The organism is Alicyclobacillus acidoterrestris, assembly GCF_022674245.1.
In the GTDB taxonomy this organism is placed as follows: Bacteria; Bacillota; Bacilli; order Alicyclobacillales; family Alicyclobacillaceae; genus Alicyclobacillus; species Alicyclobacillus acidoterrestris.
Map to the genome: position 1 here is coordinate 2,135,007 of NZ_CP080467.1, position 15,809 is coordinate 2,150,815.

Below are 15,809 nucleotides of genomic sequence, written 5' to 3' on the forward strand. Positions count from 1 at the left end.
TGTGCGTGAATTCACCGCGTTTGCGACGCGATTTCACAAATTGAAACGGGACTTGCAGGACATTGAGGAGTCGCAGTACGCGCGTCTGTTGCAACAGGAGCGAGCGTTGCAATTGCAGTGGCAGCAGTTGGAGGATTTGTCTCGCGAGGCGAGAGGGCGGATGAAAGAGGCTGCAAGCGCGTTGCTCGTGCAATCGTACGTCTCCTATCAGGAGGCTATCGAGACGCGAAAGGCTCATTTGGAGCGGGAGTGGGCGGCTTTACAGGGTGACGTCCACGTCCAGCAAGGTAAACTTCGCGACGCGTACGTCGAACAGGAAAAGTGGTCTCGCATCTCGCAAGATGCACGTATGGAAGACGGGGTTGAGCGTATGCGGAAGTTGCAAGTTGAGGCAGACGACGAGGCGCTGAAGAGATTTAAAAGGACGGATGTGTAATGGCGTCGAGGGTGGACGGTGGCAAGGGTCACGATAACGAGCGCGGGCGCGTGAACAAAGTTGCTTGGATTTTGTTTGTGGGTGTCGTTCCGATTCTCGTCGCCGCGGTGGTCATTGGTGTCGCGTTGCAGTTCGTCGGGGTGCCGGTATGGCAGACTTCGCTTGACGTCCTGGGGATACGCCAACCTGCTGCGACATCGCAGGCGGCTGGTTCGAGCGCAGAACAGCAAGTCAAAGCGCAACAGCAGCAAATTGCCAAGTTGAAGTCGGAAAATGCGAATCTGACACAAGAGACGCAAGCCGATGAGAAACAAATTCAGGCATTGCAGAATCAAGTGGAGACGTTGCAGAAACAGCAACAGGTAGGGACGAATCACCTGCAGAATGGCCAACAGGAAGCGAAGGTGCTGGCGCAGATGGATGCTTCGGCGGCGGCCTCAGTCCTTCAAAAGATGGGCGCTGACCAAGCCGCATGGGTCGTGGCGGCGATGCCAGCTGAGACCTCTGGTCCGATTCTCGAAGCGTTGCCTACGGCGTTTGCCAGCTCTGTCCTCCAACAGGCGGCGGACGATACGCGCATGGCGTCACAGGCGACGACCAACTCGACCAACAATACGACTTCGTTTGGGACGGTAGGACAGACACCATAATCGAGATGGGTCTTGCGTGTTGAAAGGAGGTGAAACAAACATGCATGTATCGGCGGCAAAGAGTTCGACGACGGATCCTTTGAGCGCAGGGGATGCCGGAAAATCCGGTGGTACTTTGGAGGGAGCCGTATTTGACGATTTACTGGCCGCCATGCTGGGGACGTCTGGAACGCTTCCAAATGCGAATCTGGCGGACGCGGCGAGCACTTCCAACGGGGGGCAGATTGCTGGCGGCGTCGGTTCGGCAAAAGGCAAGCGCGGGCTCACGAATCCGCTGATGTCGACGACGGGGCAACCGGGGATGGATAAGTCATCCATTGGCGGTCGCGCGAGTGGATCGAACGCGCCGAATGGTGTGGCCCTGGATGATGGCAAGGCGAGTACCCTTCTCGCGCCAACTGCGCGTGCAGGTGCGAAAGGCGACGGTCGTGCGGGCAATACCGCATCGGTTGATGCAGGTGCTTCGCTTGGCGCGAATGCATCTTTAGGCAGCAACGCATCGAGTCGTTCGGGCGGGAATGGCGCGAACACAACGCTGCCATTGACGTTTGCAGCTGCGCTGGTAAAGCAATCGCCGACGAGCGGTGTGAAGAGCGGGCAAGATTTGGCATCCGCAGAGTGGGTCGCTGCATCTGCCAATCCGGCGGGTAGTGAATCCATCGCGCCGTCAACTGGGCAGGCGTCGAGCGGACTTTCTGCAACGTCGTCTGATCCGCGCGTACAAGCGGTGCTGGCACAAGCCAAACACGCCGGTCACTCGAAGTCTGACGCAGATTCAGACGGCCCATCGCCGAGCACCGGTGGGGTCAATGACGGATCGAGTGCGATGGCGGTTGGCGCGATGACAAGTGGTGGCGTGTCTCAGGCGTCGACGTCGACGGCATCTGTGAGCGGCGGACAGACTGCACAAATTGACGTGCGAAACCCGGATGCCATGGCGCAGTTTGGACATTTGATCTCGGTGAAAGCAGATGCCGGGGACAGCAAGTTGCAGGTGCAGATTGTACCGCAGGGTATGGGCCAACTGGATGTGACGGTCACGAAGGCGGCCGATGGCCGATTGCAGGTGCAGGTCGTGGCGAGTCAGGCGTCGACGTTTGCGTGGTTGAATCAGCAGGTTCCAGCGTTACAACAGAACCTTCAAAGTCAGGGTTTGAATGTCGCTGAGTTCCAAGTCGCGTACGACCAGGGCGGCGGTCAATTTGGCAGCGGTCAGCGTGGGCAACAGGATTCGCCCGGAAGAAAATCGAGTGGCGCAGCCGCGATACTCAGCACTGCAGCGGTTGGCGACGCGTCTTTTGCACCTGATGCTGAGCACGCTGGGGACATCAGTCTATCTGTTTAAAGGAAGGAGGAAAAACAATGACAACATCCGTTCAACCCACATCGAACAGTGTCGCCGGAGCAGCACAGACGAATGCGCCTGGAACGTCAGTCAATCAGGAGCAGCCACTGGGACAGGACGCGTTTTTGCAATTGTTGGTAACCCAACTTCAAAACCAGGACCCGCTGCAACCGCAGGACAACACGCAAATGCTCTCCCAGTTGGCACAGTTTAGCGCGCTGGAGCAAATGACCAATGTGGCGAATACGGAGACGCAAGTGTTATCGGCCATTCAGTCATTGCAATCTGTCACGTCTATGGCGTTTGAACATCAACTGATAGGGACCACTATCTCGGTCGATGACGGCAGTGGGAACACGGTCAGCGGTCAAGTGTCTGCGATCAAGATTGAGCAGGGACAGCCGCAGGTCGTTGTCAATGGCACGGCGTACCCCCTGTCACAGGTGGTGCAGATGTCGTGAGTGACCTGCGCACTACGATTGCCACTTGGCGGCCGCTCGGCACGTCACAGGCATCGATGCCCGCCAGTCAGGGAAAAACCGGCAATGACACGTTCGCGGCCGCATTGACGGCGGCGACGGCCGAACAAAGTAAGCCCTGGAATATTAGCAGCCACGCACAGCAACGTCTGCAGCAGCGTGGAATTACGCTGTCGGACGCAGATCTGCAAGCGATGGATCAGGCAGCGACCATCGCACAGAAAAAAGGTGCAAAGAACACGTACATGATTTTGGGACAGGCTGGGTTTGTGGTCAATTTGCCGTCACGCACGGTCGTTACGGCAATGGAAAACAAGGATCATCCGATTGTTACCCAAATTGACAGTGTCGTTTTTGTGAACTAGCTGGACCACAAAGAGGAAGCTTGGCTGTCGGTGACCGACTGATCCGATAGCGCGGCACACAACTGAGGAGGAATACACATGTTGCGTTCAATGAACTCAGCCATTTCCGGAATGCAGGCGTTTCAGACCGATCTCGACGTCGTCGGCAACAACATCGCCAACGTCAATACGGTCGGTTTTAAGTCGAGCAGCACCAATTTTGCCAACATCTTGAGTCAGACCCTCGCTGGGGGTAGCTCGGGTACCGCCACGCAGGGTGGTACGAATCCACAGCAGGTCGGTCTCGGCGTAAAAGTGGCGTCGACGGCGATGGACTTCTCGCAGGGTGCGACCGATACGACGGACATTCCGACGAATGTCCTGATTAACGGCAACGGTCTATTTGTCGTCAAAGACGCCAGTGGCGACACCTATTACACTCGCGCCGGGGATTTCTCCGTCGACAATAATGATAACCTCGTTTTGCCAAATGGAATGATTGCGCAGGGGTGGTCTAGTACGGATGCTACGTCTGGCAATCCAACGGCTGGCGAGTTGACGAATATCAATCTAAAGACCCTGGATAGTAATGTCGCGGCCAACCCCAATGTCCAAATTGGCAGCGATGGTAGCATCACGGTTTCCAATACGGATGGAACTACGAGTGTCGTCGGCTATCTTGCCATCGCGAACGTGCCAAACCAGGATGGGCTTGAACAGCAGGGGGACAACTTGTTTAGCGTAACGACCGCTTCTGGTCCGGCGTCTTATTCACTGCCTGGGAAAAGCAACGCGGGCACGCTTCAGTCTGGTGCGCTGGAGGGATCGAATGTCGACTTGTCCAGCCAGTTCGCAGAGATGATTGTCGCGCAGAACGCGTATGTGGCCAACACCCATATGATTGGGACCGACAACTCGATTCTGCAGGCGCTCGTCAATATGAAGAACTCGTAAACGTGAACGGGTCTGCGCGCCCTAGCTAAGGGCGCAGAGTGACCTGGGAAAGAGAGAGAATCATGGTTCGGCTGACACGGCTAAACGGCTCAGAGATATGGCTAAATCCGATGTTGATTGAAAGCGTCGAGGCGACGCCGGATTCTGTCATCACGTTGTCCAATGGGCACAAGTATCTGGTCCAAGAGCGGCCTAGTGCCATTGAACAAATCGTCACTGCGTTCTATCGGAGAATTGGTTTGGTGGCGGCGCAAGCGGGTAAGGGGGTAGACAGATGAAAAGCCCTGTACGGGTGATGCTTCTCATCATCATCGGAATTTTAGTCATCGCGGGCGGCGGTGTCGCAGTTGCGATGTATATGAAGCACCAACATCACACAGGCACGGCGAAGGCACACGCGCTATCGGCAAAAGAGGCAGCCGCGTTGCAGGTGACGTTGCCACAGATGACAACTAATCTGGAATCGTCCGGCTTAATTCAATTTACGTTGACGCTTCAGGCGGATAATAAATCCACCAAGAAGGAACTCAGCCTGATGCAGTATCAAATTCAGGATGACGTCAACGAGATTATGCGGCAGTATACGCCAAACCAGTTGCGAAACGACAAGTGTCTGAACAACCTCAAACAGGTCATTCAAAAGGACATCAATGGAATGCTTGATACGGGGAACGTGACGAACGTGTATTTCTCGCAGGTGCTCGTGCAGTAAATCGCGAAAGGGGGCGAACGTCGTGTCAGAAGTTTTATCACAATCGGAAATCGATGCGTTGTTGTCGGCCATTCACAACGGTGAGATCGACGCCAATGAGATTCGGGCAGACGATCACGCCGCGCGAGTCCGTTCGTACGATTTTCGCCGAGCCATGCGGTTTTCTAAGGATCACCTGCGCGCGTTGCGTAGAATTCACGAGAATTTCTCCCGGCTCTTAACCACCCATCTGTCGGGTCAGCTTCGCACGGTGATTCAAATTCAGGTGGAGTCGGTAGATCAGGTGCCTTACGAGGAGTTCATTCGTTCGATTCCTGTGCTCACGGTCTTGCACTTGATGGAAATGGCGCCACTCGAGGGACGAGTAGTCCTGGAGATGAATCCTCAAGTGGTGTTTGCGATGCTCGACCGGTTCATGGGAGGCGACAATGTTGGTCCATATCGAGAACGCGAGTTGACGGACATCGAGATGACCCTCATGCGTCGGCTGATCACGCCGGCGGCAGACCTCCTGGCTGATTCCTGGCGTGGCGTTGTGGAACTCGAGCCGGAGTTTGTGGGGCTCGAAAGCAATCCGCAATTTTTGCAGTTGACGACGCCGAACGAAACCGTGTTGGTCATCGCCATGAGTGTTCGCATCGGCGATACGACAGGGCTAATCAACTTGTGCATTCCACATACGACAGTCGAACCGATTATGCCAACGTTGACCAACCGCCATTTCCTGGATTCGAGACGGCGTCAGCACAACGTGGCGGAAGAGGAACAAGTCGTTACGGCGCATGTGCTGAAGGTGCCTGTCGAGGTGCAGGTTGAGTTGGGATCGACCGAATTGACCGTGAATGAAGTTTTGGATTTGGAAGTGGGCGACACGATTTTACTTCGCCAGTCTATCCGCGATCCGGCGCTGGTGTATGTCGATGGCACCGCCGCGTATTGGGGGAGTATCGGCAAGCGCAACCGCAACTACGCCGTGAAGATTCTCCGCGAATGGGAGGGAGCAAGCGATAATGAGTGATCAGGTGAAACTTTCGCAAGAGGAAATTGATGCGCTGCTCAGCGGCGACGGGAATCGAGAAGAGCCCACGGCGGCTGCGTTGACGCCGGAAGAGGCGGATACACTCGGTGAAATCGGCAATATCAGCTTTGGTTCGGCGGCCACTTCGCTGTCGGCTTTGTTACAGCATCGGGTGGATATTACGACCCCCACGGTATCGTTGATTGATGCAGATGAGGTTGAGAAAAATTTTCCGAAGCCGTACGTGTTGGTGGCTGTGGAGTTCACCGAAGGATTGATTGGTTCTAACGCATTGGCTATCGAGGTGGATGACGCCAAGACGATTGCCGACTTGATGATGGGCGGCGACGGCACCAATGTCGAAGGGGAACTGAACGAACTGCATTTGAGCGCCGTCGGCGAGGCGATGAACCAGATGATGGGCGGGGCCGCCACCTCGATGAGCCAGATGTTTGGGCGCTACATCAACATCTCGCCGCCAAAAGTCGATATTATCGACTTCTCCCGTCCGGGCCAACGCGCATTTGACACAAAGACCGTCGTCAATGTGCAGTTTCAGCTCAAAGTCGGCGATTTGATTGATTCGCGAATCATGCAATTGTTGCCGCTGGACTTTGCGCGCGAAATGGTCGCGACGCTCCTGGCTGGGCCTGCATCGAGTTCGTCGGAATCCGCGGCGACAGTGGCACCGCAGGTGGATTCGCCTGCACCAAGCCAACCGATTGCAACGCAGACGCCGGTTTCGGAACCGACTCCGATGGCCACCACGCCGCAAAGCGTTGCGCACGGCGCGTATGCGGCGATGGCGAATGCGACGCCGTCAGCACCGCCTAGCGTACCGCGACAGACCGCGGCTAGTGCGGCGCAGCAGCCGCCGATTCAAGTTCGGCAGCCAGAGTTCGCGGACTTTGATGACGTTTCCCAGAACGCCGCGCCACCGCGCAATCTGTCTCTGTTGTTCGATGTGCCTTTGAATGTGACGGTCGAGCTGGGGCGGGCGAAAAAGGTGATTCGCGAAATTTTGGAACTGGCGCCTGGGTCCATTCTGGAGCTGGACAAGCTCGCTGGTGAGCCGGTTGATATCCTTGTGAATAACAAGCGTATTGCCATTGGGGAAGTCGTCGTGATCGACGAAAACTTTGGCGTTCGCGTCACCGATATCATCAGCCAGGATCAACGTGTCAGCAAACTCTCCTAACACGCAAATTAAACAGTTGAGGTGAATGGAATTGGCAAAGATTTTGGTAGTAGACGATGCGGCATTCATGCGCATGATGATTAAAGACATCCTTTCCAAAAACGGCTTTGAGGTGGTCGGCGAGGCTGCGGATGGTGCGCAGGCAGTCGAGAAATACCAGGAGTTGAAGCCCGATTTGGTGACCATGGATATCACCATGCCGGAAGTCGATGGCATTGAAGCGCTGAAGCGCATTCGGGCGATTGATTCCAGCGCGAAAGTGATTGTCTGTTCGGCGATGGGGCAACAGGCGATGGTCATCGACGCGATTCAAGCTGGTGCCAAAGATTTTATCGTCAAACCATTTCAGGCTGACCGCGTGATTGAAGCGGTTAAAAAGGCGCTGGGGTAAATGATGTTTGACTTCGTGATGGGCAACGCCAAAGGGAAGGGTCATATGGGGGTGTGCCGATAATGTGGAACGTCATCCATCCAAATCTGCGAATAGCGTTGGATACGACGACGAATGCCACGGCGCCAGTGACGGTCGGCGCACCTGGTGTGCACTACTACATTAACGTCGTCATTGCGTTGGTGGTCGTCGTGCTCATGATTGTCCTGTTGGTGCGCTTTTTGGCGAAGCGCACGAACGTTCAGCAGCGCGGCGCTATCCAGGTGTTGGCGGCGCGTCAGTTGGCCCCAAACCGTTCGGTGCAGGTGGTTGAAGTCGGAGAGAAGCGGTTTCTCATCGGTGTCGGGGAGGATGTTTCGCTATTGGCCGAGGTCACCGACAGCTATGAACAAGGGGTCGCCGAACAAGACCCTTCCTCGTTTGGACAAGCGTTGAGTAGTGCCCTTGCAGAACTGCGGCGCCATCCGCATCGGGACGAATAGGGGAACGGCGGTGAAAAAGATTTTAAAACATGGATTACGAAACCGCTGGCTTTGGCTTGGCTCGTTGGCCGTATTGTGCGCGTGGCTTTTTGGCGGAACGTTTTGCTTTGTTCACGCGGCGACGGACAGTTCCTCTGTCGTTCCTGGTGTCAACTTGAGTATTGGCAGTGGCAGTGGTCCGAGTTCCGTGGCGGACACGGTGAAGATTATTTTACTGCTGACCGTCATGACGCTGGCACCCGCTGCGCTGATTCTGATGACCTGTTTCACGCGCGTGATTGTCGTTTTGTCGTTTATTCGCAATGCACTCTCGTTGCAGACGACCCCGCCGAACCAAGTCCTGATTGGACTGGCGTTGTTTATTACCATGTTCGTGATGGAGCCAACGCTTCAGCAGGCGAACAAGCAGGCCCTGCAACCGTACTTGAACGGCAAAATATCGCAGACAGTGGCGATGCAACGCGCGGAACTTCCATTTAAGGTGTTTATGGAGAAGCAGACGCGGGTGACGGACCTGGAATTATTCATGCAATATCGGCATGAGCAAATACCCAAGGATGTCACGAAACATCCACAGTCTATTCCGCTCAGCGCTCTGGTTCCGGCTTATACCATCAGCGAGTTGAAGACGGCCTTCCAAATTGGCTTTATGATTTATCTTCCGTTCTTGGTCATCGATTTGGTCGTCGCGACGACGTTGATGTCGATGGGCATGATGATGTTGCCGCCGGTGGTCATTTCACTTCCGTTTAAAATTCTCCTGTTTGTCATGGTGGATGGCTGGTACCTCGTCGTCAAATCGCTGTTGGCAGGATACGCGACATAGGCCGAAGGGGGTTGTACGCAATGAGCGATGGGTTTGTCATGGGGCTTGGGGCGCAAATTATGTGGCTGGTGGTCAAACTCACCGCGCCAGTGTTGCTGTTAGGACTGGCAGTGGGGCTTTTGATCAGTATTTTTCAGGCGACGACACAGATTCAGGAACAGACGCTCGCATTTGTGCCGAAAATCGTCGCGGTGATGGTCGCGCTACTGGTGTTTGGTCCGTGGATGCTCACCAATCTGACAGATTTTACGAGCAACATTCTATCGAACTTAATGAGTTACGTGATGTAGTTCGATGAATTACGTACTCGAGCACTTTAACTTGTTTCTATTAGTGAGTTTGCGCACCATCGCGTTTATTGCGGCTTCGCCGCTGATGTCGATGAATGTTTGGCCGCGGTTGGCCAAGATCAGTTTGGCGTTCGGATTGGCGTATATTGCAGCGCCTAGTATCGACACGAGTGTGCCGGATATTTTAACCAACCCTGGTCAATTTGTCGTCGACGGCGTGATGGAGGCCATCATCGGCTTGATGTTGGGGTTTATTGCGACGCTGGTCTTTTCTGCGATATCCATCGCGGGACAGGCTGTAGATATCCAAATTGGCTTTTCGATGGCGCAACTTGTCGCACCGGGATCGACTACTCAGATGGGCATCATGGGCAATGTGTACAATCTCTTGTTCACGTTGTACTTCCTCGGGATGGGGGGCCTGGATGGGTTGATGCTGGCGGTGTTACAAAGTTTCACCATCGTCCACATCGGCGCGTTTCAGTTGCCGAGCGATTGGCCCGGATTCCTTCTCAAGCTGATGGGGCTCGTGATGTCGATGGGCGTGGAATTGGCGGCACCGTTGCTTGCGGCACTGTTCTTGAGCGATGTGACGTTTGCGTTCTTATCGCGTGCGGTTCCGCAGATGAACGTGTTTGTCGTCGGTCTGCCAGTCAAGTTGTTTGCCGGACTCGCGATGTTTGCCATCGTCATGCCCGGTACGGTCTACTTATTCAATCAGATTTTTTCATTCGTGTTTCGCGAGTTACAAGTAGTCCTGCAAGCGATAGGGGGGTGACGCGGTGTGATGGACTTACAACTTCAACGGTTTGCTGACAGTGGAGACAAGACCGAGCGCGCGACGCCGAAGCGCCGGGAAGAAGCGCGCCGCAAGGGCAACGTGTCGCGTAGTCCAGAACTCACATCCGCGCTTGTGCTTGCAGCCATTTTGGTGGCGCTTCGCTTCACCGGATCAATGATTTGGGGCAGTTGGCAGTCGTTGATGGAGCGGGACTTGACGATGCAAGTGCCGTCGCAATGGACGACGAGTACGGTCACACAGTTGTTTTTGATGCAGGGAGCGACGGCTGTGAAGGCGCTGCTACCCGTGGTCGGCATTGCGCTGTTGATTGGCGTGGCCGTGTCTGTGGCGCAGGTGCGCCCGATGTTTGTGTCAATGCTTTTGGCTCCAAAGTTTAGCCGAATTCAACCGCTAGCCGGTCTGAAACGGATGTTTAGCACGCGCACGTTGGTTGAGTTGGGTAAGTCGTTGCTGAAGTTGATGTTGATTGGTTTCGTCGGCTATAGCGTGGTCGTGCCATCCGCGTCGGAAATTCGCGGTTTCACACAGGTGGATGTGACACAACTGCCGTTTGCCGTTGGGAGTATGGTGTTCTCGCTGGGCATTCGCATCGCGGTGTGTATGGTGATGCTCGCCTTCTTTGATTTTCTCTATCAGCGATTCGAGTACGAGCGGGGACTCCGAATGACGAAACAGGAAGTCAAAGATGAAATGAAGCAAATGGAAGGAAATCAGCAGATTAAGGGCGTGATCCGCAGACGCGCCCGGCAATTGGCATTCCGGCGAATGATGCAAGAAGTGCCAAAGGCGGATGTCGTCGTGACCAACCCGACACACTTTGCCATCGCGCTCAAGTATGACAGCCAGTCGATGGCGGCGCCGCAGGTCATCGCCAAGGGGGCAGACAACTTGGCGCAGCGCATTAAAGAGCGCGCGGCAGAATCCGGTGTGCCGATGGTCGAAAACAGGCCCCTGGCGCAGACGTTGTATCGAGTAGCAGAAGTTGGGGACGCCGTGCCCCAGGAATTGTATCAGGCGGTGGCAGAAGTGCTCGCACATGTCTATCGACTTAAGCAGGCGGCAAGGGGGTGACGATTCATGAAGTTGGCGAAACGGACAGATCTGTTCGTGATGATGTTTGTGCTTGGAATCATCGTCATGATTGTCATTCCGATACCTAAGCCACTGCTCAGTATGTTGATTATCGTCAATATCTTCGTGTCGATGACGATTTTATTGGTCGCTATGAGCACGAAGGAACCGCTCGACTTTTCGGTCTTTCCGTCAATGCTTCTCATCACGACGCTGTTTCGGTTGACGCTCAACATTTCGTCGACGAGATTGATTTTAGGGCAAGCTGATGCAGGAAGCGTCATTAAGGCGTTTGGCGATTTCGTCATCAGCAACAACGCCGTTGTCGGCTTTATGGTGTTTTTAATCATCATTATCGTGCAGTTTATCGTCATCACGCGAGGTGCTGAACGCGTGGCGGAAGTGGCTGCACGCTTTACCCTTGATGCGATGCCTGGTAAACAAATCGCGATTGACGCGGATATGAATGCTGGGCTCATCACGGAGGAAGAGGCGCGTAAGCGGCGGCAGACGATTGAACGCGAAGCGGATTTTTATGGCGCGATGGACGGTGCCTCAAAGTTTGTCAAAGGTGACGCGATTGCGTCGATGCTGATTGTCGGCATCAATATCGTCGCCGGTTTCATCATTGGCATCGCCATGCACCACATGCCGTTCCAACAGGCACTCAGCACATATACGCTGCTGTCCGTCGGCGACGGTTTGGTCAGTCAGATTCCGGCGCTTCTGTTGTCCACAGCGACAGGGCTTATGGTTTCACGCGCGGCTTCCGAAGACAACCTGGGGACAGACGTGGTTTCGCAGGTGTTTGGTTACCCGCGCGCGCTGTTCATTGTCGCGATTGTGATTTTTCTGCTCGGGGTCGTGACGCCCATTGGCATTTTCCCTGTGCTTCCGGTTTCTGCAGCGGCCGCGATTGGCGGCTGGCGCCTGCAGCAGAAGAAGAAACAGTCGCAGGTGAAGCAGGTTGAGGAGGCGGCGAGATCGCAACAAGCCGAGACGAAAAAACCGGAGAACGTCTTCAATCTGCTCACGGTTGAACCGATTGAGTTTGAGTTTGGCTATGGGCTGATTCCACTGGTCGATAGCAAGCAGGGTGGAGACCTTCTCGAGCGCGTTGTGATGATTCGCCGCCAGTTGGCGATTGAGTTGGGGCTTGTCATTCCCATGGTGCGCATGCGCGACAATATTCAACTAAAACCGACACAATACGCCATTAAGCTAAAAGGTGTTCAAGTGGCAGAAGGAGAAATTGTCATGGGACACTGGTTGGCCCTTAGCCCTGGCGTGGAGAATCCTGCGATTCAGGGTGTCAAAACGAAAGATCCGGCGTTCGGGCTGCCAGCGATTTGGGTCAACCAAGGGATGCGCGTGCAGGCTGAGGCGAACGGGTATACGGTGGTTGATCCGCCGTCGGTCATTGCGACACACCTAACTGAGGTCCTCCGTCGACACGCCCATGAACTGCTTGGACGCCAGGAGACGAAGTCCCTCTTGGATCACGTCAAGACGACCAATCCGGCCGCTGTCGACGACGTCTATCCAAATCCGCTGTCGCTGGGTCAGATTCAAAATGTGCTCAGCAACTTGTTGCGGGAGAAAATTTCGATTCGCGACATGGTGACGATTCTCGAAACATTGGCGGATGCGGCTCGGCAAACGCAAGATCCCGACGTCTTGACCGAACAGGTTCGACAGGCCTTGGCTCGTCAAATTTGCAACCAGTTCTCCGTACCGGGTGAACCGATGGCGGTCATTACGCTGTCGGCCACCATCGAGGAGCAGATTCAACAGTCGCTCGTCGAGCGGCCGGGGGGTGCCTTCATCGGGATGGATCCGGCGCAGGCCCAACGCGTCATCGCACGGTTGCAGGAGGAGTCTGGCAAGCTTCAGGCACTGGGTAAAACGCCGGTGCTGTTGGTCCATCCGCAGTTGCGGTTGCCGGTGCGCCGGTGGATTGAACGCTATCTGCCCGATGTCGTGGTGTTGTCCTATAACGAGTTAGATCCAACGGTTGAAATTCAAAGCGGCGGCGTGGTGAATCTGTGATGATTGTTCGAAGGTATATCGTTCGTGACATGCCGGAAGCGGTCATGTCCATCCGCAAAGATTTAGGAAAAGATGCGGTCATTCTCAGCACGAAGAAAGTGCGCGTGAAGAAGTGGCTCGGCTTGCGTTGGCAAAAACGCCTCGAAGTGACTGCGGCGGTTGGCGGGGATATCCCGTTACACCACGATGTCGTCCGCAATGGTGCCAAGGCGCCTGCGGCACCCGCACGTAAGGAAAGTCGGGATACTGCCCCTGACACTCGGCCTGAGGCGACAGACGTGTTGGAAGAGCCAAGTTTCGGGGCGGCGCTCGCGGGCGCGTTTGGCGCGTATCAAGCGACGGCTGCTGCGATGCAGCCCGCGTCCGCGCTACAGGATCGAGACAAAGCGCCTGTTGTAGAGGACGTCTTAAGGGAACTTGCGTCGCTCAAAGCCATGCTTCAAACGCAAGTGGGCAGCCGGGACGGTGTGCCTGTGGCGAGTGAATGCGAGACATTTTTGCGAGCGCAAGGCGTCAGCGAGGAAGTGGCTCGCCAATGGGCGGAAAGGGCGACTGCAAATGACCCTGAAGTGCCGATGTCGACTGCGTTGTCGCGCGTGCAGCAGGTGATTTTGGACGAATTAGGCGATCTCGCTACCCCAATGCCCATATCGCAGGATAGTCGGGTCGTCGCCTTCGTGGGGCCGACGGGTGTCGGCAAGACGACGTCGATTGCCAAAATTGCCGCTTTATACGTGTTGGCCGGAAAGCGCCGCGTCGGGCTGTTAACGACAGACACCTTCCGCATTGCCGCCGTCGAGCAGTTGAAGACGTATGCGGACATTCTCGGCGTCCCGATGCTCGTGGTCGATGATGCGCAGGAACTTCCTCTGCGGTTGGCAGAGCTATCTGGCTGTGATCTGATTTTGGTGGACACCGCCGGGAGAAACTTTCGCAAGCCGGAAACGGTGGCGAACACGCAGTCCCTGCTTGGCAGTCTAGCGCCTGACGAAACCATTTTGGTTGCGTCGCTCACCGCCAAACCAGACGATCTCGACGCGCTCGTCACCACCTGCAATCCGTTTGGTATCGACAAGTTTTTGTTTACGAAACTGGACGAGACGAGCACGTTGGGAAGTATTCCTGCGCTGCTCACCAAGTACAAGCGCCCGTTGTCGTATGTGACGGTTGGGCAAAACGTGCCGGACGATATTGATATCTTGTCGGTCGAGCAAATCCTGAGCAGGTGGCTGGGAGGTGGGGCTAGTGAATGACCAGGCTGCTCGGCTGCGCGCGCGTATGCAGCACGCGCTGGGCGATTCTCTCGACGCGCGGCCGCGGGAGAGCGTGGCAAAGGTAATTGCTGTGGGCAGTGGCAAAGGTGGCGTTGGCAAGTCCAACTTTTGCGTCAATTTTGGCATGGGCCTCGCGCGCGAAGGCGTTCGGGTGTTGATTATGGACACGGACGTCGGCTTCGCGAATATTGAGGTGCTATTGAATGTCACGCCGTCACACAGTCTGTTAGACGCGCTGTCCGGCAGACGCCTGGCCGATATCGTCGAGCACTCTGTATACGGACTGTCCTTTATCTCCGGCGGAAACGGGCTGTTCGACAGTTCCACATTATCCGTCGAGGACTACGGCCGTTTGCTTGCGCAGTTACACGAGTTGAGTGTGCTTTACGACATCGTATTGCTCGATTGTGGCGCTGGCGTCAATGAGGTCAGCCGTCAGCTCATCTCGGCGAGTGACGAATTGATTCTCGTGACCACCCCGGAGCCGACTTCGATGACCGACGCCTACGCGTTCATGAAGCTTTTGGTACAACGCAGTGCTTTACCACCCACCCGCGTGGTGGTCAACCGGGCCTCGTCGTTTGCGGCCGCAAAGCGATCCGCCGAGACGCTGATGAGCGTGACGACCCGGTTTCTCGACGTGAACATCGAGGCGTTGGGTTATATCCTCGAGGATGCCGTCGTCAGTGAGGCGGTCATGCGGCAGGTGCCGGTGGTCGCCCACGCGGAAAAAAGTCGTGCGGCTTCCTGTTACTTGCAAGTTGCTACCAACTTTGTCCGACGTGATGTAGTGACACCGCGAGTCGGCGTATCCGGTTTTTTCGAACGCCTGTTGGGGCTGAGATCGCGTAAAGGTGGACGGGACAGTGGACACAGCGCCTAATACACACTTGTCTAGGTTGCGCGCGCTGGTGGTCGTCGGCACGTCGACGGGCGGGCCAAAGGCGCTCACTGAACTGTTTCAGGCGCTCCCGGTGATGGATGGCGTGGCCTGCTGTGTCGTGCAGCACATGCCTTCTGGCTTTACTGCGAACTTGGCCAAGCGGCTCAACGATAGTTCACAGTGGCACGTGTCGGAGGCAAGAGACGCCGACGTGATACAACCGGGCCACGTGTATATTGCCCCTGGCGGGATGCAAATGCGAGTGCAGGCAGGCAGACCGACAGTTGGTTTGTCGATTCGGAAGGAGGAGCCGGTCGGTGGGCACCAACCTTCTGTCGACGTACTGTTTCACTCTGTGCTGGAATTGGTGGGCCGTCTGCAACTGGTCGGTGTACTCTTGACGGGTATGGGGCGCGATGGCGCTGACGGTTTGCTGAAACTAAAGGATTCGGGCGCATTTACGGTGGCTGAGTCCGAGCGCACTGCGGTGATTTATGGAATGCCGAAGGCGGCGGTGGAGCGCGGTGCGGCAACTGAGGTCGTGCCGCTTTGGCAGATTCCGGACGTCCTCGCGACACACCTACGGCACGGATTAGATTAGTTCC

At 55.6% G+C, this 15,809-nt stretch carries 20 protein-coding genes; all 20 read left to right on the forward strand.

The window, feature by feature from the left end:
* Position 1 precedes the first annotated feature (1 nt).
* A complete protein-coding gene (locus tag K1I37_RS10085) occupies positions 2–436 on the forward strand; it encodes an MICOS complex subunit MIC60 (RefSeq protein ID WP_021296464.1) in 435 nt (144 codons plus the stop codon).
* Positions 436–1,086, forward strand: a complete 651-nt coding sequence (locus K1I37_RS10090; RefSeq protein WP_021296463.1) for a MotE family protein — start codon at positions 436–438, stop codon at positions 1,084–1,086. Before K1I37_RS10085 ends, K1I37_RS10090 begins: the two co-directional genes overlap by 1 nt.
* Positions 1,087–1,126: 40 nt before the next feature.
* Entirely contained in the window at positions 1,127–2,431 is a 1,305-nt protein-coding gene (locus K1I37_RS10095) for a flagellar hook-length control protein FliK (RefSeq protein WP_021296462.1), read from the forward strand.
* Positions 2,432–2,448: 17 nt separating this feature from the next.
* Positions 2,449–2,892, forward strand: coding sequence for a flagellar hook capping FlgD N-terminal domain-containing protein (locus tag K1I37_RS10100; protein WP_021296461.1), 444 nt, complete (start codon positions 2,449–2,451; stop codon positions 2,890–2,892).
* Entirely contained in the window at positions 2,889–3,275 is a 387-nt protein-coding gene (locus tag K1I37_RS10105) for a hypothetical protein (RefSeq protein WP_021296460.1), read from the forward strand. The genes K1I37_RS10100 and K1I37_RS10105 overlap by 4 nt, the downstream gene beginning before the upstream one ends.
* Positions 3,276–3,353: 78 nt before the next feature.
* Positions 3,354–4,208 (forward strand): flagellar hook-basal body complex protein, encoded by an 855-nt coding sequence (locus K1I37_RS10110; protein WP_021296459.1) that lies wholly within the window; start codon positions 3,354–3,356, stop codon positions 4,206–4,208.
* Positions 4,209–4,270: 62 nt separating this feature from the next.
* The gene (locus K1I37_RS10115; protein WP_021296458.1) at positions 4,271–4,486 is read left to right on the forward strand and encodes a flagellar FlbD family protein; all 216 of its coding nucleotides are present in this window, start codon (positions 4,271–4,273) and stop codon (positions 4,484–4,486) included.
* Positions 4,483–4,920: a flagellar basal body-associated FliL family protein gene (locus K1I37_RS10120; protein WP_021296457.1), complete on the forward strand. Its 438-nt coding sequence runs from the start codon at positions 4,483–4,485 to the stop codon at positions 4,918–4,920. The genes K1I37_RS10115 and K1I37_RS10120 overlap by 4 nt, the downstream gene beginning before the upstream one ends.
* Before the next feature lie 22 nt (positions 4,921–4,942).
* Positions 4,943–5,938: a flagellar motor switch protein FliM gene (gene fliM / locus K1I37_RS10125; protein WP_021296456.1), complete on the forward strand. Its 996-nt coding sequence runs from the start codon at positions 4,943–4,945 to the stop codon at positions 5,936–5,938.
* Positions 5,931–7,136: a flagellar motor switch phosphatase FliY gene (gene fliY, locus K1I37_RS10130; protein ID WP_021296455.1), complete on the forward strand. Its 1,206-nt coding sequence runs from the start codon at positions 5,931–5,933 to the stop codon at positions 7,134–7,136. The genes fliM and fliY overlap by 8 nt, the downstream gene beginning before the upstream one ends.
* Before the next feature lie 31 nt (positions 7,137–7,167).
* Positions 7,168–7,527, forward strand: a complete 360-nt coding sequence (locus tag K1I37_RS10135; protein ID WP_031218599.1) for a response regulator — start codon at positions 7,168–7,170, stop codon at positions 7,525–7,527.
* Positions 7,528–7,589: 62 nt separating this feature from the next.
* Entirely contained in the window at positions 7,590–8,009 is a 420-nt protein-coding gene (locus tag K1I37_RS10140; RefSeq protein WP_021296453.1) for a FliO/MopB family protein, read from the forward strand.
* 73 nt (positions 8,010–8,082) lie between these two features.
* On the forward strand, positions 8,083–8,835 hold the full coding sequence (gene fliP, locus K1I37_RS10145) for a flagellar type III secretion system pore protein FliP (protein WP_051189446.1): 753 nt from the start codon (positions 8,083–8,085) through the stop codon (positions 8,833–8,835).
* Positions 8,836–8,855: 20 nt separating this feature from the next.
* On the forward strand, positions 8,856–9,125 hold the full coding sequence (gene fliQ, locus K1I37_RS10150) for a flagellar biosynthesis protein FliQ (protein WP_021296451.1): 270 nt from the start codon (positions 8,856–8,858) through the stop codon (positions 9,123–9,125).
* 4 nt (positions 9,126–9,129) lie between these two features.
* On the forward strand, positions 9,130–9,903 hold the full coding sequence (gene fliR / locus K1I37_RS10155; RefSeq protein WP_021296450.1) for a flagellar biosynthetic protein FliR: 774 nt from the start codon (positions 9,130–9,132) through the stop codon (positions 9,901–9,903).
* Between the two features lie 9 nt (positions 9,904–9,912).
* On the forward strand, positions 9,913–10,998 hold the full coding sequence (gene flhB, locus K1I37_RS10160; protein ID WP_031218596.1) for a flagellar biosynthesis protein FlhB: 1,086 nt from the start codon (positions 9,913–9,915) through the stop codon (positions 10,996–10,998).
* A 6-nt stretch (positions 10,999–11,004) separates the two neighbouring features.
* Positions 11,005–13,047 carry a flagellar biosynthesis protein FlhA gene (flhA, locus tag K1I37_RS10165; RefSeq protein WP_021296448.1) on the forward strand — a complete coding sequence of 681 codons (2,043 nt, stop codon included), beginning with the start codon at positions 11,005–11,007 and terminating at the stop codon, positions 13,045–13,047.
* The gene (gene flhF, locus K1I37_RS10170; RefSeq protein WP_021296447.1) at positions 13,047–14,300 is read left to right on the forward strand and encodes a flagellar biosynthesis GTPase FlhF; all 1,254 of its coding nucleotides are present in this window, start codon (positions 13,047–13,049) and stop codon (positions 14,298–14,300) included. Before flhA ends, flhF begins: the two co-directional genes overlap by 1 nt.
* A complete protein-coding gene (locus K1I37_RS10175; RefSeq protein ID WP_021296446.1) occupies positions 14,293–15,204 on the forward strand; it encodes a P-loop NTPase in 912 nt (303 codons plus the stop codon). Before flhF ends, K1I37_RS10175 begins: the two co-directional genes overlap by 8 nt.
* The gene (locus K1I37_RS10180; RefSeq protein WP_021296445.1) at positions 15,188–15,805 is read left to right on the forward strand and encodes a CheB methylesterase domain-containing protein; all 618 of its coding nucleotides are present in this window, start codon (positions 15,188–15,190) and stop codon (positions 15,803–15,805) included. The genes K1I37_RS10175 and K1I37_RS10180 overlap by 17 nt, the downstream gene beginning before the upstream one ends.
* Positions 15,806–15,809: the final 4 nt, after the last annotated feature.